General features: G+C 43.0%; 25 protein-coding genes. 9 read left to right on the top strand and 16 right to left on the bottom strand.

Annotation, left to right across the window (positions count from 1 at the left end; all coding sequences use genetic code 11):
* Nucleotides 1-14: 14 nt before the first annotated feature.
* From yidD to RBH88_RS06735, 4 genes are all read right to left on the bottom strand, one after another.
* Nucleotides 15-251, bottom strand: a complete 237-nt coding sequence (gene yidD, locus RBH88_RS06720) for a membrane protein insertion efficiency factor YidD (RefSeq protein WP_213689991.1) — start codon at nucleotides 249-251, stop codon at nucleotides 15-17.
* Between the two features lie 24 nt (nucleotides 252-275).
* The gene (locus RBH88_RS06725) at nucleotides 276-626 is read right to left on the bottom strand and encodes a ribonuclease P protein component (protein ID WP_213689992.1); all 351 of its coding nucleotides are present in this window, start codon (nucleotides 624-626) and stop codon (nucleotides 276-278) included.
* Between the two features lie 26 nt (nucleotides 627-652).
* Nucleotides 653-742, bottom strand: a complete 90-nt coding sequence (locus RBH88_RS06730) for a 50S ribosomal protein L34 (RefSeq protein ID WP_374047606.1) — start codon at nucleotides 740-742, stop codon at nucleotides 653-655.
* Between the two features lie 120 nt (nucleotides 743-862).
* Nucleotides 863-2,830 carry an ATP-dependent DNA helicase gene (locus RBH88_RS06735; RefSeq protein WP_213689994.1) on the bottom strand — a complete coding sequence of 656 codons (1,968 nt, stop codon included), beginning with the start codon at nucleotides 2,828-2,830 and terminating at the stop codon, nucleotides 863-865.
* Nucleotides 2,831-2,929: 99 nt separating this feature from the next.
* Here RBH88_RS06735 and rpsT point away from each other — a divergent pair, with 99 nt between their 5' ends.
* Entirely contained in the window at nucleotides 2,930-3,220 is a 291-nt protein-coding gene (gene rpsT / locus RBH88_RS06740; protein WP_213689995.1) for a 30S ribosomal protein S20, read from the top strand.
* Nucleotides 3,221-3,289: 69 nt separating this feature from the next.
* On the opposite strand, the gene holA is transcribed toward rpsT, so the two are convergent.
* From holA to radA, 5 genes are all read right to left on the bottom strand, one after another.
* The gene (gene holA / locus RBH88_RS06745; RefSeq protein WP_213689996.1) at nucleotides 3,290-4,222 is read right to left on the bottom strand and encodes a DNA polymerase III subunit delta; all 933 of its coding nucleotides are present in this window, start codon (nucleotides 4,220-4,222) and stop codon (nucleotides 3,290-3,292) included.
* Complete coding sequence (leuS, locus tag RBH88_RS06750) at nucleotides 4,222-6,708, bottom strand: leucine--tRNA ligase (RefSeq protein ID WP_307879476.1); 2,487 nt, start codon at nucleotides 6,706-6,708, stop codon at nucleotides 4,222-4,224. Before leuS ends, holA begins: the two co-directional genes overlap by 1 nt.
* A gap of 80 nt (nucleotides 6,709-6,788) precedes the next feature.
* Nucleotides 6,789-7,580: a slipin family protein gene (locus tag RBH88_RS06755; protein ID WP_213701786.1), complete on the bottom strand. Its 792-nt coding sequence runs from the start codon at nucleotides 7,578-7,580 to the stop codon at nucleotides 6,789-6,791.
* Nucleotides 7,581-7,582: 2 nt separating this feature from the next.
* On the bottom strand, nucleotides 7,583-8,920 hold the full coding sequence (locus RBH88_RS06760) for a nodulation protein NfeD (protein WP_307879477.1): 1,338 nt from the start codon (nucleotides 8,918-8,920) through the stop codon (nucleotides 7,583-7,585).
* The gene (gene radA / locus RBH88_RS06765; RefSeq protein ID WP_307879478.1) at nucleotides 8,917-10,254 is read right to left on the bottom strand and encodes a DNA repair protein RadA; all 1,338 of its coding nucleotides are present in this window, start codon (nucleotides 10,252-10,254) and stop codon (nucleotides 8,917-8,919) included. The genes RBH88_RS06760 and radA overlap by 4 nt, the downstream gene beginning before the upstream one ends.
* Nucleotides 10,255-10,398: 144 nt before the next feature.
* Between radA and hisD the strand changes: the two genes are divergently transcribed.
* Genes hisD through hisIE form a run of 8 tightly spaced genes read left to right on the top strand, consistent with a single transcriptional unit; the run spans nucleotide 10,399 to nucleotide 16,781 of the window.
* A complete protein-coding gene (gene hisD, locus RBH88_RS06770; RefSeq protein WP_307879479.1) occupies nucleotides 10,399-11,655 on the top strand; it encodes a histidinol dehydrogenase in 1,257 nt (418 codons plus the stop codon).
* Complete coding sequence (locus RBH88_RS06775; protein WP_307879480.1) at nucleotides 11,652-12,866, top strand: ATP phosphoribosyltransferase regulatory subunit; 1,215 nt, start codon at nucleotides 11,652-11,654, stop codon at nucleotides 12,864-12,866. The genes hisD and RBH88_RS06775 overlap by 4 nt, the downstream gene beginning before the upstream one ends.
* Nucleotides 12,860-13,474, top strand: coding sequence for an ATP phosphoribosyltransferase (hisG, locus tag RBH88_RS06780; RefSeq protein ID WP_307879481.1), 615 nt, complete (start codon nucleotides 12,860-12,862; stop codon nucleotides 13,472-13,474). Before RBH88_RS06775 ends, hisG begins: the two co-directional genes overlap by 7 nt.
* Before the next feature lie 24 nt (nucleotides 13,475-13,498).
* A complete protein-coding gene (locus RBH88_RS06785; RefSeq protein ID WP_213695961.1) occupies nucleotides 13,499-14,068 on the top strand; it encodes an imidazoleglycerol-phosphate dehydratase in 570 nt (189 codons plus the stop codon).
* Nucleotides 14,065-14,682, top strand: coding sequence for an imidazole glycerol phosphate synthase subunit HisH (hisH, locus tag RBH88_RS06790; RefSeq protein ID WP_213692001.1), 618 nt, complete (start codon nucleotides 14,065-14,067; stop codon nucleotides 14,680-14,682). The genes RBH88_RS06785 and hisH overlap by 4 nt, the downstream gene beginning before the upstream one ends.
* Nucleotides 14,679-15,398: a HisA/HisF-related TIM barrel protein gene (locus RBH88_RS06795; protein WP_213692000.1), complete on the top strand. Its 720-nt coding sequence runs from the start codon at nucleotides 14,679-14,681 to the stop codon at nucleotides 15,396-15,398. The genes hisH and RBH88_RS06795 overlap by 4 nt, the downstream gene beginning before the upstream one ends.
* Nucleotides 15,392-16,156: an imidazole glycerol phosphate synthase subunit HisF gene (hisF, locus tag RBH88_RS06800; protein ID WP_213695960.1), complete on the top strand. Its 765-nt coding sequence runs from the start codon at nucleotides 15,392-15,394 to the stop codon at nucleotides 16,154-16,156. Before RBH88_RS06795 ends, hisF begins: the two co-directional genes overlap by 7 nt.
* A 1-nt stretch (nucleotide 16,157) precedes the next feature.
* Nucleotides 16,158-16,781, top strand: a complete 624-nt coding sequence (gene hisIE, locus RBH88_RS06805) for a bifunctional phosphoribosyl-AMP cyclohydrolase/phosphoribosyl-ATP diphosphatase HisIE (RefSeq protein WP_213695959.1) — start codon at nucleotides 16,158-16,160, stop codon at nucleotides 16,779-16,781.
* Here the strand turns inward: hisIE and RBH88_RS06810 are convergent.
* The 7 genes from RBH88_RS06810 to RBH88_RS06840 all read right to left on the bottom strand — a co-directional run bounded on the left by RBH88_RS06810 (nucleotide 16,778) and on the right by RBH88_RS06840 (nucleotide 21,742).
* Nucleotides 16,778-17,566 (bottom strand): PHP domain-containing protein, encoded by a 789-nt coding sequence (locus RBH88_RS06810; protein ID WP_213691997.1) that lies wholly within the window; start codon nucleotides 17,564-17,566, stop codon nucleotides 16,778-16,780. The genes hisIE and RBH88_RS06810 overlap by 4 nt on opposite strands.
* Nucleotides 17,541-17,879, bottom strand: coding sequence for a serine kinase (locus RBH88_RS06815; RefSeq protein ID WP_213691996.1), 339 nt, complete (start codon nucleotides 17,877-17,879; stop codon nucleotides 17,541-17,543). The genes RBH88_RS06810 and RBH88_RS06815 overlap by 26 nt, the downstream gene beginning before the upstream one ends.
* A gap of 12 nt (nucleotides 17,880-17,891) precedes the next feature.
* Nucleotides 17,892-19,190, bottom strand: coding sequence for a [Fe-Fe] hydrogenase large subunit C-terminal domain-containing protein (locus tag RBH88_RS06820; RefSeq protein WP_213691995.1), 1,299 nt, complete (start codon nucleotides 19,188-19,190; stop codon nucleotides 17,892-17,894).
* Between the two features lie 12 nt (nucleotides 19,191-19,202).
* Nucleotides 19,203-19,634, bottom strand: a complete 432-nt coding sequence (locus tag RBH88_RS06825; RefSeq protein WP_213691994.1) for an ATP-binding protein — start codon at nucleotides 19,632-19,634, stop codon at nucleotides 19,203-19,205.
* Nucleotides 19,635-19,637: 3 nt separating this feature from the next.
* The gene (locus RBH88_RS06830) at nucleotides 19,638-20,003 is read right to left on the bottom strand and encodes a DRTGG domain-containing protein (RefSeq protein ID WP_213691993.1); all 366 of its coding nucleotides are present in this window, start codon (nucleotides 20,001-20,003) and stop codon (nucleotides 19,638-19,640) included.
* 20 nt (nucleotides 20,004-20,023) lie between these two features.
* Nucleotides 20,024-21,172, bottom strand: a complete 1,149-nt coding sequence (locus RBH88_RS06835; RefSeq protein ID WP_213701788.1) for an ABC transporter substrate-binding protein — start codon at nucleotides 21,170-21,172, stop codon at nucleotides 20,024-20,026.
* A gap of 72 nt (nucleotides 21,173-21,244) precedes the next feature.
* Nucleotides 21,245-21,742, bottom strand: coding sequence for an adenosine-specific kinase (locus RBH88_RS06840; protein WP_213691991.1), 498 nt, complete (start codon nucleotides 21,740-21,742; stop codon nucleotides 21,245-21,247).
* Nucleotides 21,743-21,779 lie beyond the last annotated feature (37 nt).

The raw sequence follows: 21,779 nt of genomic DNA on the forward strand, positions 1-21,779 counted from the left end.
ACTATTCACCATCCTCAATCAGAATTATACTTTTTTGGAACCGGATCGTATCCTCCAGGATGCCACGGCCCACACTTCAAAATACGAATTACTCCAAGTCGAATCCCCGTTAATGCCCCATATTCTTCTATAGCTTCAAGGGTATATTGAGAACATGTGGGATAAAAACGGCAATTCTTCCCCAACATTGGAGAAATCCATTTCTGATAAAACTTAATAGCACACACTGCAATCTGTGCTGATATTTTCATCAACTCGTCACTTCTATTCTTCTACTACTTCCAAGGGTTATCTGGCCATGACTCATCCAGCAAACCTACATGACCTAATATTTTCACCATATCATCATACACTTCATGCGCATTTGCCTCCAGTCCAGACGTACGGAGAGAAAAGACACACCACCATGATCCTTTTATCCACGGTAGCAGACGGCGAATGCTTTCTTTCAAAACACGGCGACCTCTATTGCGGACTGAAGCAGGGCCCTGACGTTTTCCCACAGCAAGACCTATTCTTGTTTTTCCGTCAGGAGCGTTTACAAACAGCAACCGCACCAGCTCGCCTTTGAAGCGACTGCCGGTGCGGAAAACATGATCATATTCCCAACCCTTCTTGAGCCGCACAGAGCGCGAATAACTAAGCTTCAAGGCTATACAGTCAAACGCTTACGACCCTTGCGTCTCCGGTTGCGAAGAATTCTCAATCCACTAGGAGAACTGGAACGGGAGAGATATCCCATTTTTCTCTTTCGCGGTCTATTATGGGGCTGAAAAGTACCTTTATCCACGACTACACCTCCCAGAAACAAAGTAACATATTCATAGTTAGAGACCGGAAACCGATCAGCCTTGATACTATATCACACCGTTTTCTCATGAGCAACAGAATTGATCTTGACTGTCAAACGTTGAATAGAAACAGGAGGTAAGTCCCGATGAATTTTCCAATCCTGCCTGTCTATAATTCTTCCATCGAGAATTATGGCCCGACCACGATCACTGCTCGTTCTGATAAGGCGTCCAACCGCTTGACGTAAATACATTCTCGCTTGTGGCAATGTCACTTTTATAAAAGCTTTTCTTCCCTCTAATTCATTTCTTGCTTGAATAATAGGGTCTTTAGGATGTGGGAATGGTATACGATCAATAATAACCTGAGTAAGCCCTTCTCCAGGAATATCTACACCTTCACGGAATGAAACGCTTCCAACAAGAACGCTTGATATATCAGATCGAAACCGTTCAAGAAGTTCTGTACGGGGCAAATCATTCTGAACGTACACCTCATAATCATGCTTTTTCTGTTTTAGCCAATGGCCTACCTTCCGAACAAGGCGCATTGAACTTAACAGGATAAGAGATCTGCCCCCATTTTCATCACAAAGTTTCTCCACGACCTTACAAACCCTATCATCGTAACCCTCTTCTATAACCTTAAGGCCAAGATCAATAACAAGAATATTCATCTGACGAGCAAGATCAAAAGGAGATTCCAAAATGCAGGTTTCAGTAGGTAGAATTCCTGTTTCTCTCACCCAAAAATCAAAGGATTTTCCTACTGTCATTGTAGCAGAAACAGCAAAAACCTTTTCGGGCTCTTGCGAAAAAAGACTCTCAGATACGCTATCGGAACATAATGTCGGCTCACTTACCAAGGTGTTTCCATCACGCCAATATGCCCATTCTGGAAAATATTCTACCGACAAACACCACTGAAGAGAAAGGGAATAAAGACGAAGTTCCTCTATCCAAGCAAGGGCTAAAGCCAAACGGCTTTCCTCAATTCCATAGGGTGTTTCCTCTTTAAGCTCTTCAGTCTCTTCTAAAAGTTTTAAAGCCTTTTCTATATGAGAAGAGACAAGCATTCCTTGACGAAACAACTCTTCATTTCTCTTTTTAATCAGAGTACCGTCTGGAGTTGAAGTTTGTAGAAACTCAAAAAGTATACTCCCCTCTTTTTGTGCTCCTGATAGTTCATCTCTCAATGTTCCTGCTTCTTCGTCTCTCGATAATAAAAAAGATTCAGCGTTAGCTGCCCCCTTACTTCTGAGAAGGCGTGTAAGATCCTCCCATGACACCCTGACTGAGGCTATAGACCGTGCAGCATCTACCATTCGATGAGCTTCATCACAAATCATAACGTCAAAGGGAACAGGGAAAGTTTTTTTACCATTCATTACATAAGCAAAGTACATATGATAATTTGAAACAATAATATCCCAGTCTTGAGCCTTCTTTAACGCCTTTTGAATAAAGCACCTCTCTCTGTACGGGCATCGATGTCCCAAACAACCATGGATCTGAGCTGCGACTCGAGGAAAGATTGGGAAATCGGCAGGAAGCTTCAATTCTGAAAGATCTCCCGTCTGCGTCGTTTTCAACCAATCTGAAAGGTACATTGAAGCTGCGCCACCATCACCAAAAGACAAAAAGCCATCTTGCTCAAGCTCCACAGCTCTTCTCAAACAAACATAATTGCTTCTTCCCTTAAGTAATCCAAAAGATGCGTTATACCCCAGAATATCATTGAGACGTGGTAAGTCTTTCCGTATCAATTGTTCTTGAAGAGTAATTCCTGCTGTAAGAAAAAGAATTTTTTTATCTTGTGCGAGGGCCCATTTCATGGCAGGAGCTAGAAGAGCAAAGGTTTTTCCTACCCCGGTAGGAGCTTCCGCTACAAAAACAGTTCGTTCTTCTCTCTCTAAGGAATCCCACACCTTTTGTGCTAAAAGAAGTTGAGGCTCTCTATATTCATACGTATCAAAAGTTTTTTCCAGAATTCCATTTGGAGCAAATATTCGATTCATTGGATGTTCGTTTACATTCATTTGACAACCTCTTCTCTATGGCAAAAGCATAACTCTATTGCTAATATATCAAAGAGCATGTTAAAATGTGGTGCGTTTTATGGGGAGGAGGTGAAGGAAATGCCTAATAAGAAGTCTGCTGAAAGAAGAATGAGAACCAGCGAAAAGAATCGTCTCTACAACCGTTACTGGACAAGCCGCTGCAAAACGGCTGTTAAGAGAGTTCTCGAAGCTGTCAACAGTCAGGATACTGAGCTGGCTGAAAAACGACTTCAGGTTGCTCAGAGTGTTATTGATAAAGCCATTGTCAAGGGTGTTATGCATCGCAATACTGGAGCCCGCCGTAAGTCGCTTCTGACAAATAAGGTGAAAACCCTAACGGGAGCTGTTGTTGAAAGCAGCGAAGAATAGAGGCTTCCACCCATAAAAAATCAAGAATTTTTAGCTGAGCCAGGATAGAAATCCGAAACTCAGCTTTTTTTATTGTCTTTTATCGCTATCTAAAAGTCGGAAGATCATTGCCTCAAACCCAACCCAGCCTGTTCCCATTCCTGTCTTCTCTCCATAAGAAAGTCCTGCCAACTCTATAATAAAAGAGCAAAGATGATGACGATCATAATGTTTAATTGCCTCTGCTGCCATTTTCCCGGCATAACTTCTTACTTTTAACATCGTTAAAATTTCTCTTTCTGAAAGCGTCGGGAAAAAATACTTGTATAAAACTGGTTTTAAGCGATTATATACAGCTGTAACTAATTGCAAAAAAGGGACATCTTGCTGCAAATGAGGAAGGAGAGTAATAATTTCCTTTCTGTCTGCCTGACAAAGGCCATCAAGAAAACGTAACATAGAATTACGTCCTTCGTCAAAGGAAAGAGCTTTCACTACATCAGTAGTTATTCTTTTATTTCTGGAAAAAACAGCTATTTTTTCCACTTCGCTTCTCAATTCTTCCCCATCTTCAATCCAATCGACGAGTAATGCCGCAGCTTCTCTATCTATATCAATTTTTTTATCTCGACAAAAATCAAGCAGCCAACGCAATCGAGCAGAAGTCCAAAAGGGAATTTCTTCAGCTTTATAAATATCAAGATGTCGAAGAATTTCTTTAGGAATATATTTGGAAGGAGACCCATCATAAACAAGCATTACAAGAAAATTTTCTTCCTCTGTGTCGATTAAAGAAAGCATATTTTCTGGCAATACTCCCAGATCTTCAGCATTTTCCACAAGAAGCATTTGTTTATCATCGAAAAGACCACGGTTCTGGCCTAAAGCTAAAACTTCCTGCCAAGAACTACCTTCTTTTCGTCCTGAAAGCACATATCCTAAGTGTTCGTATTTTCGTAGCGTATCTGAAAGAAGGCGCCTCTGAGAGACCTCAGAGGCGCTTATAATCACAATTCGGGGCACTAGCCCTTCACCACCACATTAACAAGTCTATCTGGAACAACTATAACTTTAACAATCTCTTTTCCTTCAATCCACTTTTGAACAGCAGCCTCACTTAAAGCTTTCTCTTTTAATTCATCTTTTGGAAGCCCAGCCGGCAAGTCTATTTTATGGCGGACTTTTCCATTAACCTGAACAACTATAGTCACTGAATCAAGAACAAGAGCACTCTCGTCAGCAACAGGCCAGGAACTCCATGCTAGCTGTGTTTTATTCCCCAGCATCTGCCAAAGCTCTTCAGTCATGTGGGGACAGAAAGGATTGAGGCAAATAAGCATCGTCTCCACACTTTCGCGAAGAAGAGCCCAATCCTTCTCATCCTCTGGAGAGCAGGAATAAGTAGTATTTAAAAGCTCCATCAAACGGGCAACTGCCGTGTTGAACTGCTTTTCTTCGTGGATATCCCTCGTTACATCAACAATTGTCGTATGAATTTTTCGTTTAAAATCACGTCGATCTTGCTGAGTCAGACTATCCATAGCTACACGTTCAGTAGGGGCCCCTTTAAGGGATTCAATATTCTCTTCAACATAACGCCAGACTCTGTTCAAGAAACGATGAACACCTTCAACTCCTTGTTCTGACCACTCCAAATCATTTCCAGGAGGTGCAGCAAAAAGAATGAAGAGCCTCGCAGTATCGGCACCATATTTCTGTATTATTTCGTCAGGATCCACCACATTACCCAACGATTTAGACATCTTAGCTCCATCTTTTATAACCATACCTTGTGTTAAAAGGTTGGCAAAAGGTTCTCTTGCTTTACACAGTCCAAGATCCGAAAGAACTTTTGTAAAGAAACGAGAATAGATAAGATGCATACAGGCATGTTCAATGCCACCAATGTATTGATCAACTGGCATCCAGTAATTCGCCAATTCTGGCTCGAAAGCCTTCTCTTCGTTATGGGAATCTGTATAACGGAACTGATACCACGAAGAACAAATGAAGGTATCCATAGTGTCAACTTCACGTCGAGCGTGTCCCCCACAAATAGGACATGTTGTATTAATCCATTCCTCATCATCAACGAGTGGCGACTGTCCTCCTTTTTTAACGGCAAGATCAGTCGGCAAGATAACGGGAAGATCTTTTTCAGGAACTGGAACGATTCCGCAATGATCACAATAGACGACGGGGATAGGAGCCCCCCAATAGCGTTGACGAGAAATAAGCCAGTCACGAAGACGATAATTAATTTCTCGTTTGCAAAATCCCTTTTCTTCTCCCCAATCAAGCATTTTTACAATGGCTTCTTCTGTTGAAAGGCCATCAAACTGCCCTGAGTTACAAGAAACACCGTTATCGACAAAAGCAACCTTCATTGTTTTGCCATCAAGTTTCTCGCCTTCTGAAGGCTGAATAACAACATCAACAGGGATGTCATATTTTCTCGCAAACTCAAAGTCCCGCTCATCGTGGGCAGGAACGCCCATGATTGCACCTGTACCGTAATCCATAAGGATATAGTTTGCTATCCATATAGGCACATCACGGCCATTTACCGGATTCGTTGCGTAGAATCCGGTAAAAATACCGTTCTTTGCACCACCAACTGCCGTACGGTCTATTTCACTCTGGCTGATACATTCTTTTACAAAAGTATCTAATTCCTCTTTATTTGAAGCTTTTTCCAAAATAACGTCTACGAGAGGATGCTCAGGCGCCAGTGCTAAGAAAGTAACGCCAAAAATAGTATCGAAACGAGTTGTAAAGGTTTCAATTTCTTCTCCAAGTTCTTTTGCGTTAAAAGTTAAGCGAGCTCCTTCAGAACGTCCTATCCAGTTTTTCTGCATTATACGTACTCGCTCTGGCCATCCAGGAAGCTGCTCTAGATCATCAAGAAGCTCTTGAGCATAATCTGTAATACGGAAGAACCACTGTTCAAGTTTCTTTTTCACTACAGGGGAATTACACCGCCAGCATCGGCCCTCACTATTTACCTGCTCGTTTGCCAGAACCGTATTGCAACTCTCACACCAGTTTACAGGTGCCTTCTTACGATAGGCTAATCCTTTTTTAAAAAACTGCAAGAAGATCCATTGGGTCCAGCGATAATAATCAGGGTCACACGTTGCAACCCGTCTATCCCAATCATAACTGCACCCCATTCTCTTCAACTGATCTGTCATATGCTCTATATTCTTATGGGTCCACTCACTTGGCTGAACTCCATATTTCAGAGCCGCATTTTCTGCAGGGAGGCCAAAGGCGTCAAACCCCATCGGATGAAGAACGTTATAGCCATTCATCCATAGGAACCGTGCCATCATATCGCCAATGGAATAGTTTCGGAGATGCCCCATATGAAGAGCCCCACTGGGGTACGGGAACATCTCAAGGCAGTAAAACTTCTTTTTCGAAGAATCTGCCTTTACTTTGAAAGTGCTTTCTTCCTCCCACACTTTCTGCCATTTTTGTTCAATAGAATGAAAATCGTAAGCCATGCATCTGCCTCCTCGCACCAAATACCTCTAAAATCATATCAAGGAATTATATCCCTCATATCTTAAATGTGCAAAGTATTCTAACGGTTTTCCCCTTTCTCAAAACGTCTTATAAACGGTTTAATAAGATCCATTGGTAGAGGGAAAAAGGTCGTAGAATTCTTTTCACTTGCTATCTCTTTTAATGTCTGCAAATATCGAAGCTGAAGAGTAATTGGTGAAACTTCCATTTGCTTTGCAGCTTCGCTCAGAGTCTGAGCAGCCTGAAGTTCTCCTTCTGCGTTTATGATTTTAGCTCGCCGCTCTCTCTCAGCTTCTGCCTGTTTGGCCATTGCTCGCTTCATACCCTCGGGCAATTCAAGTTCTTTAACTTCAACGGCACTTACTTTTATACCCCATGAATCTGTTCTTTCGTCAATAATTTTTTGAAGCTCACTATTGATCTTTTCTCTGGAAGAAAGGACTTCATCTAATTCTGCCGCTCCTATAACTGAACGTAAAGTCGTTTGCGAAAGCTGACTTGTAGCCAACATATAATTTTCAACTTCAACAATAGAATGCGTCGGATCCATAACTCTGAAATAAACCACAGCGTTCACTTTAATGGGAACATTATCTCGAGTAATAACTTCCTGAACAGGAACATCGAGGGTTACTATTCGTAAATCCACCCGGATAATACGATCAATAACGGGAATAACGATGACAAGCCCCGGCCCTTTAGCTCCCGCGAGACGCCCAAGACGAAAGACAACAACGCGCTGATATTCAGGAACAATTTTGATCGCTGACATCAGGATCAAAATCAGAATCAGTAAAAATCCAAAGGAACTTCCCAAGTTAAATAAGAAATACAGAAGACCATCAAACATAACTAACTCCTCCCTCCTTCTTCAACCCCTACTTCTCCGTTCTCCTTTTCTACGACAAGAACCAGCCCTTCCACACGAACAACTCGTACAGACGTACCTGGCAGCAATGTCTCTCCCGTTACAGATTGTGCTTTCCATAATTCGCCGTGGCACTTGACAAGCCCTTCAGGCTGGAGAGATTCTAGTACTTGTGCCTTATAACCTACTAAGCCCTCCTGTCCAGAATGGACTTGTTTTTTCATAGATTTCCATATAAAAATAACAGCAATAATGAAAAAGAGAGAAAAAGCAACGGTCATACCGATAATAACACTTTTCGAGACGTTCAAGAGCTCACCCCCCGGGGCACGGAAAAGAATCAACCCTCCTGTAATGAGAGCAGCCATGCCAAAGAAGCTTAGTATTCCCAATCCTCCAATAAGCAAATCGACAATTATGACAACAATGCCTGCCAATAAAAGGATGAGACCAGCCCAATTGAAAGGTAACATTCTAAGTCCATAAGCTCCCATAAGAACCATTACAGCCCCTGATGTTCCAAGAACGAAGCCTCCTGGGGACAAAACTTCAAGAACTATAGCAAATATCCCTGCTGTGAGCAAAAGATACGCAACATTGGGATCAGATAAAAACTGAAGCATCTTTTCCCGAGGCTCCATTTCGACATTAACAACTCTATATGCCTTGAGAGAAAGGGTTTTCTCCTTCCCCTGAATCATAACTTTTTTGCCATCTAACTGTTCGGTTATTTCACCAATATTAGTCGCTAATAAATCTATCACGTTCTCTTTAAGAGCTTCTTGAGCAGTAAGAGAAAGGCTTTCTGTCACCATCTTTTCAACAATAACAGCATTTCGCCCCCGTACTTGAGCTAAAGAGCGCATGTGGGCCGCTAAATCGTTGGTAATTTTACGTTTCATTTCTTCGTCTGGAACATCTTTTCCAGACGCAACAACGGGGTGAGCCGCACCTACATTTGTTCCAGGCGCCATCACCGCAACATGTGCTGCTTGGAGTATAAACGCTCCCGCCGACGCCGCTCTTGCCCCCTCTGGCGCGACCCAAATAACAACAGGAACAGGAGCATCAAGCAAAGATGACGTCATGGCTCGCATAGACGAAACAAGACCACCAGGCGTATCTAAGGTAAAAACAACAAGTTCTGCTTTTTCTTGTGAAGCTTCCTCTATAATGCGCCCCATGTACTCTTCCATAGTGATTCCGACGCTTCCTTCCAGAGGGGAAACGATAACATTTGATGCCGCTGTGGCCTGTTGCCAAGGACAAAAAGTCAACAGACCGATCAAGAACAGCGCCATCACAGCTTTTCTTATATTCATGGCATCACCTCCCGAAGAGCTTCATGTAAACTGCTTACTCGGCAAATTTCTACCTCCTTTGGGAATTCACCCTTCTGCTGAGCACTAATAACAGCTTTTTTGAAACCTAACCGCCCTGCCTCTCGAAGTCTCGCCCCAACACGACCAACCGGACGGATTTCCCCAGCAAGACCGACCTCACCTAGAAAGCAACAGTCAGAAGGCAAAGAAAAATCCCGAACAGAAGAAGCAAGAGCAATAGCAATGGCCAAATCAGCACCTGGGTCTTTTATAACCAATCCACCCGTAACATTCATATAAATATCAAACATGGCACATGCAACTTTTCCTCTTTTTTCTAGAACAGCAGAAAGAAGATGTACCTTATTGACATCAATGCCTCTGGACGTCCGTTTGGGGTATGGAAAGGTTGTAACGTTAGCAAGGCCCTGTATTTCAGCCATTAGAGAAACAGAACCTTCTGTAATTACTGTAACGGCAACTCCAGGAACAGAAGCATCTGCTTTATTCCAATAGAGTCCGCTCGGATCATCAACAGCAATGAGCCCCTTTTCAGTCATCTCGAATATGCCTAATTCATCGGTATTGCCATAACGATTCTTCGTTCCGCGAATCATTCTGTATGCTGACACATCTTCCCCCGAAAAAAGTAACACTGCATCGACCATATGCTCTAAAAGCATGGGACCGGCAATACGACCTTCTTTAGTAATGTGCCCCACTAAGACAAAGGGAATACCTGTTTTTTTAGCGCTGTCTATACATCTTTGGGCAACGGCACGCACCTGTGAAGGTGTTCCCGGCCAGCCATCCTCGTCTGAAGACTTCATTGCCTGAACACTATCAAGAACTACAAAGTCATGCCCATCTACGTGGTGCAATGCGGCATCAAGATCGGTATCACAAAAGAGATCAATATTATTTTTCAAAGCATTGAGGCGCTTTGCACGCAGCGCAACCTGAGATGCCGATTCTTCTCCTGATATATAAAGGATACGTTTTCCTTTTGACGACATCGCCCCACATACCTGCAAAAGCAACGTAGATTTTCCAATGCCAGGTTGCCCTCCCAAAAGGACAACTCCGCCAGTAACCCAACCTCCACCCAGCACCCGATCCAGCTCTGTTATGCCAGAAGTTAAACGTTGGGGTGGATTTACGTCTATAATATTAACTGCTACCACATCAGAATTTTCTTTTTTTTGCCCTAAATCATCTATTTCTTCTTTTTCGTACGTTCCCCACATATTACACGCAGAACAACGGCCATTCCAAGTCAGGCTAACATTTCCACAATTAGAACAAACATAACGAACCATCTCTTTTTTAGCCATATCTCATATTCCTTTCATAAAGTGACTAAATTGTATCCCTATTTTATTTCCATGTCGAGACTTTACACTTTCAAAATATCATGATATCATGCCATCTAAATTTACTATCGCTCTAATAATTTACCATGATAAAGGATGAGGGGTATGAAATTTATAAAAGAAGCAAGTTCTTTCTACAAAGAAAGCTCGGTGGAAGTTCAGAATACGGTTTCCCAAATTATTAAAGACATTCGTCAGGAAGGTTGGGAAGCAGTAAAAAAATATGCTCTTTCACTTGATAAGTTTAGCGGCTCTTTTCAAATTTCCAATGAAGAGCTCTATGAAGCAGAAAAAAGACTTACATCTTCAACTCGAAAAGCTCTTGAACGATCCATACGAAATGTTAGAACATTTCACAGCTATCAGAAGAAACTCTTTCAGCCTTTTGCATGTCCTATAGAAAACGGCGTTACAGCCGCACTTCGTTTTATTCCTGTTGAACGAGCGGCAGTTTATGTACCTGCTGGACGATACCCATTGCCAAGCACAGCAGTAATGGGAGTCGTTCCTGCTCAAGAAGCGGGAGTTTCAGAAATTGTTCTTCTCTCTCCTCCAACAAAAGAAGGAAGTATCTCTCCTATCATTGCCGCAACGGCTTCTCTTCTTGGCGTTTCTGAAGTATGGGCCCTTGGGGGTGCACACGGAATAGCGGCCATGGCCCTTGGAGCAGGCCCTGTAAAGAAAGTTGACATGATTGTCGGACCAGGGAATGCCTACGTAACAGAAGCAAAACGGCTACTCTCAGGCGAAGTTGGTATCGATGGGCTTGCCGGACCTAGTGAAGTGCTCATTATAGCTGATGAAACTGCTAATCCTTTGTGGTTGGCAGCCGATATTGCCGCTCAGTCAGAACATGACCCTATGGCTGCAAGCACTCTTCTCTGTACAGATGAAGAAACAGCTCTGAAGACGCTTTGGGAATTAGAAGCTCTCTTTAAAACTCTTGACACTGCTGAAACAATCAAGCAAGCCTGGAAAAATAACGGAACACTAGCTATCTGCTCTCTTGACGAAGCTATACAGGAAAGCAACAGACGAGCGCCAGAACATCTTCAACTTTGCCTTCGAAGCGGAGAAAATATTTTGAATCTATGCACAGCCTATGGAGCCGCTTTTGTAGGGAATATGTCACCCGTTCCATTCGGTGACTATATAGGAGGAACAAACCACACTCTTCCCACTCAGGGGCGAGCACGGTTTAGTGGAGGACTCTGGACAGGAACTTTTCTACGTCCCCTTACGTCCCTCACTCTTAATAGTATAGGAGCCAGTTCCCTTTCTGAAGACGGAATCACTCTAGCTGAAACGGAAGGGCTCAAAGCACACAGTCTTTCCATGGCTTTACGGAGGAATAAATTATGAATATAAATCGCTTACCACGAGGATGTACAAACGTAGGTGGCCCTCTGGCTGCCTCTATGGATAAATGTCGTACCAATTTCATGGAACTTTTTTCTTCCTTTGGATACCGACCTTTTTGGCCTTCCGCGCTACAACTTCTTGAATCTGCCTGGCCTCACCTTCCTGAAGGGTATAGACAACGGCTTATTGCACTTACCACACCATACGGAGAGCCTTCCTGTTTGAGAGCAGATATAACGCTGGCAGCTGTAGCTTTCCTTGCTTCTCATTACGCTCCAGAACAGCAGCCATTGAGACTCTGTTATGCAGATAGGATATTCAAACGTGCTGAAAAACACGAAAATCGCATTGAAAACTTTCAGATAGGTGCAGAACTTCTAGGCTGGGAGGGAGAAGGTGCTGACATTGAAATCCTATGGCTTCTTTTACGCTGGTTAGACGAAATAGGCCTTGATAAAAGTATTTTAGTCATAGGCGATGTAACTTTTCTGAATTACGCCCTGGCCCACGTAGGGACAGCTATAGCTGAACGTTTGTCTCGATCTTTGCTCGAAGGGAATCTTTCCGAATATAGAAATGTGCTCTCAACGTCTGATATTCCAGAGTACAGTCGGAATATTTTAGAGCACCTCCCTGACCTGAAGGGGACAAAAAATGTACTTGAGCAAGCCTCTGCTCTTTTGGGATCTTCTCAATATCTCATGCCATTAAGAAATATTGTGAAAGCCCTTTCTGACTTGGGATATGAAAAACGCATTTTCGTAGATTTGAGTTTGGCACGAGAGCTAAGTTACTACAGCGGCCCTGTATTTCGTATTTATGCCTCTGGTACATCTGGACAGGAAATTGGCGGTGGAGGGCGATATGACGGCCTTCTCAATAGTTATGGATTAGATGGACAAGCTATAGGTTTTGCTATAGATCTCGAGGAAGCCGCGACTCTTGCACTTCCTCCTTCTGGGTCCCATCGCGTTATGATGTGGTGTTCTACTCTGCCCCCAGAGCAAGCGCTTAGACGCGCTGGGACCATTCTTTCTCTCGGATTAAACGGAGAAATGAGTTGGAACAAGAACAGAAACCAATCGTACGAATCTGCCTCATCTCGAAACTGCGAATGGTGGATAGATTTAGGACGTGAAACCGTTACGCAAATTGAATGCGGGAAAGTCATGCCGCTTTCTCAATGGATGAGGGAGGAATATACATGTTAACTCTTGCACTTCCAACAGGTCGTGTAATGAAAGAAGCCATCGATCTGTTCGAAAATATAGGGCTTCCAACAAAAGAATTACGTAATGCCGGTCGAAAACTTGTTGTACAAGAAAATAACTATCGCTATATTCTGGCCAAACCTTCAGACGTACCACTTTATGTCAGCCATGGAGTAGCTGATTTAGCTCTCATAGGGAGTGACGTTCTTCAAGAAAGCGCCATAGATCTTGTAGAGCTCGCGGATACAGGACGTGGAAAATGTCGCATTGTGGTTGCCGGGCCAGAACGTATGGTTCTTGCTTTTGCAGGACACCCCTCGGAATTGATGTGGACAAAAGTAGCGACAAAATACCCTAGAATTGCAGACGATCACTTTTCCTCACTGGGAGTTCAGGTAGAGATTATTCATCTTCATGGATCAATAGAACTTGCTCCAGCATTGGGTATGGCAGACTGCATTCTAGATATCGTACAGACGGGAAATACTTTACAGGCCAATAAGCTTGTTATTCTTCAAGAAGTCAGAGATGTCTCTCTGAGGCTAGTCGCCAGCAAGCAAAGCGCCTCTTTAAAATGGCCACAAATAGCAGCGCTTCTCAAAAAATAGAAAATTTGAAAGGTGTGGTAGGCAATGCCAACTGAACTTCAAAGGGAAAGTTCCGAAACATCGATTACACTCAGACTTTCCATCCCGGGGAAAGAACGTTTTCTCGATATCCCATGTGGTTTTCTTCGGCATATGCTTGACCTCTTCTTCTTTCACAGTGGCATATCAGCAACAATAAAAGCTACTGGGGATACTGATGTAGATGCTCATCACCTTACAGAAGACATAGGAATACTTCTTGGAAAAGCTTTTTTAAAGGAACTCGAAAACAAGCCCTTTGCGCGTTATGGCTGGTGTGCTATGCCTATGGATGGCTCTCTTGCCCTTGTTGCAGTCGATATAAGCGGTCGTGGACAATTTGTGTGGGATGGAACATTCCCATCGCCATCATGCGGAACCTTCGATCTTGAATTGGTTCCAGAATTCTGGAGAGCTTTCTGTAGAGAAAGTCGCATAACTATTCATGGACGTCTTCTCGCCGTAGATAACAGCCACCACGCAGCAGAAGCTCTATTTAAAGGGATAGGACGTGCTATGAAACAAGCAACTTCCATAGAAAATGAAGTGCAGTCAACAAAGGGGATGCTTATATGATCGGAATCATCGATTATGGAGCAGGAAACGTAGGTAATGTAAAGAGGGCCCTTCTCGCCCTTGAGGAATCATGCACCGTACTTCGAAGCCCAGAGTTGGTAAAAAAAGATATTGATTTTTTAATCCTTCCTGGCGTAGGAGCCTTTGCTCCTGCCATGATAGCGTTACGGCAACAAGGCTGGGACATATTTCTTCAACAATGGGCAAAAGAGAATAAGCCTATTTTAGGTATATGCCTCGGTTTGCACCTTCTTTGCGAAAGCAGTGAAGAAGATGGATATCATGAAGGACTAGGTCTTTTAGAAGGTCATGTTTGTCACCTGCAAACGCGTAAATGCCCCCACATGGGGTGGAATTCTCTGGAATGGATAAAACCTATAAAAGGGGTAACACCCTCTTCAGAAAAAACTAACTTTTATTATTTCGTCCATAGTTACGGCCTTCCCCAAACAGAAGACACTGTAGCTATAACACGAATCGAAGAGAGATCTGTTACTGCTATTTGCCTCCGCAAAAGGGTGGCTGCTTTCCAATTCCATCCGGAACGAAGTGGTAATGCTGGACTTTCCATACTGGGAAAAACTATAAAAATGTTGAGAGGTGTTTCATTATGATACTTTATCCTGCCATAGACCTCTATCAAGGGAAAGTTGTTCGCCTGAAACAGGGAGACTTTAACATTAAGACAGAATATGACATTACACCGTTAGAAGCAGCTCATAAATTCGCCGAAGCAGGGTGCACGTGGGTACACATTATAGATCTCGAAGGGGCGCAGGTTGGACATCCCGCCCATACATACATATTACAATCTCTACACCACCTTGGCCTCATGGTTCAGTATGGAGGCGGTCTTCGATCTCTTTATGATATAGAAGAAACTTTCAAAGCAGGTGCAACTCGTCTTTACGTAGGGAGCCTTCTTGTTGAAAATGAAAAAATGGCCAGCCAACTTTTCTCCACGTGGGGAAATGGAATTATTCCAGCAGTGGACATAAAAGAAGGAAAGGTTGCAACTCGTGGATGGACCTCAACGTCATTTTTGCCTCCATCTGAGTATATTTCCTTTTTGAAATCGGCAGGCTATACCACACTGCTTGTCACGGCTGTTCAAAGAGATGGCACTGGCGTTGGTCCCGATATGATGCTCTATTCACAGCTTTTAAAAGAATTCCCTGACATATCTATCATAGCAGCAGGCGGGATATCATCCCTAAAAGATTTGGAAGCTCTTCAATCGATAAACATCGCCGGGGCCGTTCTTGGAAGAGTCTTGTATGAAAAGGATTTCGACTTGAAAGAGGCATTAAGGAGGGTCTCGTTATGTTAACGAAACGAATCATTCCATGCCTTGACGTTAAAAATGGACGAGTAGTCAAAGGCATCCAATTCAAAAATCTCATTGATGCCGGCAATCCAGCAGAAATGGGTAAACGATATATGAATGAACAAGCAGATGAACTCGTTTTTCTTGATATATCAGCTTCCTCAGAGCGGCGAAGTACAATGAAAAGCTGGGTTAAAGATGTAGCTGACCATATTTTTATTCCCTTTACTGTCGGCGGCGGTATTTCGTCTGCCGAACAGGCACGAGAAATAATAGCTCTCGGCGCTGATAAAATTTCACTCAACACGGCAGCTGTAAAAAAACCTGGTTTGATTCGTGAATGCGCTACCCTTTTAGGGCGTCAGGCCGTTGTTCTTGCCGTAGACGTTAAAGAAGAAATTCCCGGTCACTGGGAAGTTTATATTGAGGGAGGGAAAACGTCGACAGGGAAAGATGCCTTCCAATGGATACAGGAAGGGGTTGAGCTAGGCTGCGGTGAAATTTTATTGACGTCAATGAATCGTGATGGAACCCAAAAAGGATATGATATCCCCCTTCTCTCAAAAATTGTCAATATGGTTCCAGTGCCTATTATTGCATCTGGGGGTGCTGGTAGTAAGGAAGATATACTTCATGCGTTCCAAGCAGGTTGTGATGGTGCTTTAGCCGCTTCTATCTTCCATTTTGGAACGGTACCTATTCCTTATTTAAAGAGATGGCTTAAGGATCAGAATATCCCTATTCGACTTGTGGAGGCATAAAATGATTGATTACGAACAAATACACTTCGATGAAAAGGGGCTCATTCCCGTTATTGTTCAAGATTGGGAAAGTGGAGAAATTTTAATGCTCGCCTATGCTAATCGCCAGTCTCTTGAAAAAACTGAAGAGATCAACGAAATGGTCTTCTGGAGCCGCTCGCGTCAGGAACTTTGGCACAAGGGAGCAACCAGCGGGAATAGACTAAAGCTGAAGGAACTTCGCCTAGACTGCGACGGAGACACCCTTTTAGCTTTTGTAGAACCTACAGGACCTGCATGTCATACAGGAGCAAGATCATGCTTTTTTAACATGCTCACTAACGAACAGGCAGGAAAGGCTATCTTCCCTGGCCAATTATGGAAATATCTAAAAAAACGACAACTCGATAATCCAGAAGAAAGCTACACTGCTCGCTTAATAGCGTCTGGAGTAAAGAGAACGGCTCAAAAGATTGGTGAGGAAGGTGTGGAAACGGCACTTGCCATTGCCGCCGGAGATAAAAATGAAGTGATATATGAAGCGGCAGATCTTCTTTATCATCTCATGGTGGGGCTACTTTCAGCAAACGTATCTTTGCACGAGATTATAGCGGAACTTGAGAGAAGACACGCTAAGGCACATTAATTCGGCCAAGGTGCGAGCACTTTGCGCCCATCTTCCTTCCGAATAGCTTTCGCCAACTCATCGAAAGAAGGCTCCGCGAGAAGAAAGGTGGAGCTATTTTCAATACAGAGGCTTTTCAGCCAATGAGAATCGGAAGAACGTATAAACGTCCATTCTGGATATCTTGCCTGAAGGGCCTCTACTTCTTCGGGGAAACACCTCCATGAGACTTCAAGAGCATCGGCAGGGAAGTTTGAAGGGATTGGCCCCAATACTGCAGGATAGGAAAAGGAAGGGCGGTCTATATGGGCTAGAATAACAAGACCTCCTCTTCTTTTAGCTTCAATTGCCACTTCATCAACAGAATAGCCAACACCTTGAATAAGAAGAATCTCCTCTTCACAAAGAATATCGTTCTTATCAGAGATAACCAATTGGTCTCCAAAGACCTCTGGACGATTCTGTACTCCAGGCATTCGTTGCCACAACCATAATTGAAAATCAGAAATCGTATTGTAATCTTTAAAAAGAGTAACAACATGAATATCTTCAGCCGTTTGAACTTCAATGCCTGGGATGACAACAGGATTACCAGCAGCCGCTTTAAACACAGCTGGGAAATTTAATGCCGAGTTATGATCTGTAATAGCTATAATATTAAGACCTTCCTGACGTGCTTTTAAGACAATGTCTGGTGCTCCCATCTCAAGCTCTCCGCAGGGAGAGAGCACCGTGTGGATATGGATATCAGCACAATAGGGGGTCAGACTGCTTTCTTCTTTATCGAGTACGCAGTCCCATTTCATAAAGCCGCCCACAAATTTCGAATACGGGTAAAGGAGAACAGGCTAGTGTCAATTTTTCCTCTTCACATCTCTCTATTAAATCCCCTGCTGGTCGACGTCCTCCTCCGATTATAATGAAGGGAACATCCTTTAAAACAGCAACTGCCGCAATATTGAGATGAGTCTGTATAGTAATCCATACCCATCCTTCTTTTGCAGCAGCCATTATAAAACTCAACAAATCCCCAGTAAGCGCTCCCTTAATTTCAGCATCAGTTTCTCCTTGGGATACAACTTCAAGTTCAAATTCATCAATGATAGATTGAATATTCAAATTTTCCCCTCCTTATGAGCCAAAGGCATGAGGCACTTTCCCCGAAAGTTGTGAAATTTCCTTACTTAAATCATGAATACGCTCTCGAAGCTTAAAGATGCAATCTGTCATTTCACCTTTTCCACGCACTATATCTTCAGCCATGGCCCGACACGACGGACGTCCGCACGAACCACAATCAATATGAGGCAAATCCGCGTAAATAGCATTCATTTCTTTAAGCTTTGCCATTGCTTCTCCTAAATCGTTTGAAAGAGGTAAACGTTGCTTAGGCTGAATAGTCTGATCAAGCTTCCAAATACCCTTTTTATACCACTTTTCTATGTTTTCTTTCTCATCGTCAGTTACGCTCCAATCTACTTTCATAGCATCAATACGCAAACGAGAGAGAAAACGAGATTCGTGAGTTCCTACCCCACCAATACATCCTAAGTCACAGGCACGACACTCAACGTAATCCACACCACCCAAACGTCCCAACTCTAGCTCTGCTAAGAGATCAATCGTGTTTCTCATGCCTGAAACAGCAACAGTTCGTAAAGGACGACGGCTAAAAGAAGAAATATGACGAGACTCACCACCAGTAATCGACCATTTGAGCCATCGATCATTCATTTTGTGGGTTCCCTCTCCAGATATTTTTGGACTTCCGGCCAAAATATCATGTACGACTCGTCGAACCGAAACAGTATATGCAATGGAGCTGAGCTCACGTCCCACAGGATTTCGTACAAGAGTTGTCTTGGCAGGGCATGGAGAAATAAGGGTAAGATCATCTTTTCTTCCTGTAACCTCACGCCAAAGAACGACACTAGACTCAAGCGGTGATTCTATAGGAATAAGTCTGCTTATAAGTTCTGGAAAATTTATTTGAATAAGGCGAATAACAGCAGGGCAATATGTTGAAATAAAGGGAAGACGCTCAGATTTTTCTGCCTCTATATGGCGCGCAATGGCATATGCAGCCACGTCAAAAGCCAATGCTTCACAATCAAGAATATCTTCCATTTGTGTAGCATGTAAAGCTTCTTTCATGAGAAAAGGTGAACCGTATGAACCAATTTGAACGTAAAAACAAGGGTCAGCAATGAGAACCACTTTTTCTTGAGATCGTAATAGTTCCCATTCATCCTCATTGAGAATTATTGCCTTCTCTTTACACTTTCTGATACACTCCCCACAATCAATACAAAGATCAGGAATAATGTGAACGCATCCAGTTAAAACACGCATTGCTTCAGTAGGGCATGACTTTATGCAATTTGCACAACCTCGACATCGTACTTCCTGAACTCTGACACCCCCAGCCATAAGCTTTCCCCCCTACTCTTTCTTAAAAAAAATAGTGGCGCTTAATACTGTTCCTTTCCCAACTTCAGAATCAAGGTGCATATCATCAGAATGACGTTTTATATTAGGTAGCCCCATACCCGCTCCAAATCCAAGCTCTCGAATTTCATCGGTAGCTGTTGAGTATCCTTCTTGCATTGCCAGTTCAATATCTGCAATTCCCGGGCCCCTATCAATAGCCCATACTTCAAGTTTATCTGTATAAACGATAAGACGTATAGTTCCTCCACCTGCATGAAGGACTAAATTCATTTCCGACTCATAGGCCACAATTGACGCACGGCGAGTAATGTCAGACGGAATTCCCAACATTTTCATAGTAGCTTTGAACTGAGTGGAGGCTTCGCCTATAGCACTAAAATCGCGGCCAGCTACAGTGTATTCTTCTACATAAGGTTCGCTCACAACCTACACCTCTCTCGCAGGGATATTACAGGGCAACACTCCTTCTCTATAAAGAATGCCACACGTTTCAAACATACTGCTATGGCTCAGGATCACCGGCATTCCTAATTGAGATGCAAGTTTAATTGCCGCTTCCTGAGGGCGCTTCCCCCGCACGAAAACGACAGCAGGAATATCTAGCATTTGAGCAGTACGTATAATTTGGACATTGGTAAGTCCCGTAAGCAATAGAGAACCCGGCCTGGCAAAGGCAAGAACGTCACTCATTAAATCAGCACCGTAGGCATATTCGATTTCTGTGGAATCAAGTAGTTCTTCGCCATACAAAATATCGCCTTTAATATGTTCCACTACTTCGCGAAGCTTCATCTTCACGACCTCCTACCTGCTTATTCTTCTCCGCCACGAACATTCACTGTAGCGATAGGTTCAAATCTGCCTTTTTTAACCTGGAGAATGCTGACCTCTCGTTCTTCAGGTCGATGCGTCTGGTCGCTGAATTTCAAAACTTTTTTGCCTAAAGACACACCTTCTATCGCTGGCATTAATGCAGCTACAATATCTGGGTCCGGAGTTTTAGCCCTGTGCAGCCCTTGAAGAAGCCACGAAGCGGCACTCCAAGCTCTACCGGCTAGAGCCCTATCTGGAACATTTTTACGAGTTATCGTCCATATCTTTCTTTCAAAAGCAGCTAAAGACAGATCCGATTCCAGAGAATATTCCTGACTTACTGCAATTATCCCCTCACAATTACGGAGGGCTGGATTAGGCTCTCCTCCATACCATAGAGAAAGAGACAATCCATCTTCGCGTTGACTTTGATAAATATTGGTCATCGCAAGGGAATCAAGCCAAAGAATAAAACAATTGGCACCAGATTGAATGCCCTCTTGATAGATAGTCTTAAAACTGTTGTCTCCAGCACCGCTCTTCCAAAAATTATAAACAGGCCATCCATGTTTTGCCGCTAATGTGGAAAATCGGTCTGATCGAGCTGACAGACCATCATCAAGACGGTCTGTTATCTGAGCTACCCCATTATCTGTTTTGAATATATGAGAGCCATAAGCTGCTAACGCTTCCGCCCGATATGTTTCAGGTAAATCCAAAGCAAAGACATAAGGAAGAATGCTTCCTTTCTCATTACGAAGAGAAAGATTTTCGCCATATGCAGAGAGAAGAACAGGCCCCTTTTCCCCTAAAAGAGAAACAAGATTGTTATTTAATGAACCTCTGACAAAACTTAGAACAGCAACGTTATTTTTCTGCCAAGCCTTTTGGCGAACCTCAAGCTCCTCTTCAGAAGGAATATCTTCTAATTCGAAAAATACGTCGTATCCGGCTATTCCTGCTGCACTTTCATTAATCTCTTGTTCAAGAACAGACAAGGCTAAAGAGATGGATTGTCCCTCTTCACTTTGCCAGCCTTCTTCAGGAGGCAGCACAGCAATAGTCCAAATCCATCCTTCCTCTAATCCTTTTTTCACTTCGTGATGCATTTCAGCGTTACATTGAGCATTTCCATATAGCAACCCCAAGAAAAAGGAGGCTCCTATGCATAATATATATAAAAAACGTTTATAAAACATAATAAAGAGACCAATTACACGCTATCGTTTATATCCGATAATGTCACGAAGCAATTTTTTGCGCGCTTGTATATGGTCATTTCCTTCCACGCCAACAGGCATAAAGCCATCAATAACACCAGCAATTCCTCGGCCTTGTTCTGACTCACATACGATAGTTTGGATTGGATTTGCAGTTGCCGCAAAGACTCTACAAACCTCCTGGCAATTTTTAATGCGATCTAAAACATTTATCGGATAGCCATTTCTCAGCAAGATAACAAAAGTATGACCAGCACTCAACTTCTGAACATTTTTGATAGCAAGATTTTTCAGATCATCAGCATTTCCATCATAACGAATAAGACAGTCGCCAGAAGCTTCGCAGAAAGCTATTCCAAACTCTAGGGAAGGAGAAGAAGTAATAAGTGCCTCGTAAAGATCTTCAACTGTTTTTATAAAATGACTCTGTCCGATAATGATATTACAATCCTCAGGAAACTCCATTTGTACTAGTTCCCATTTTTTAATTTCAGTCATGATATATCCTCCTTGTGGATAACGAATAAAATGTTAA

This window comes from Aminobacterium sp. MB27-C1, assembly GCF_030908405.1.
GTDB lineage: Bacteria > Synergistota > Synergistia > Synergistales > Aminobacteriaceae > Aminobacterium.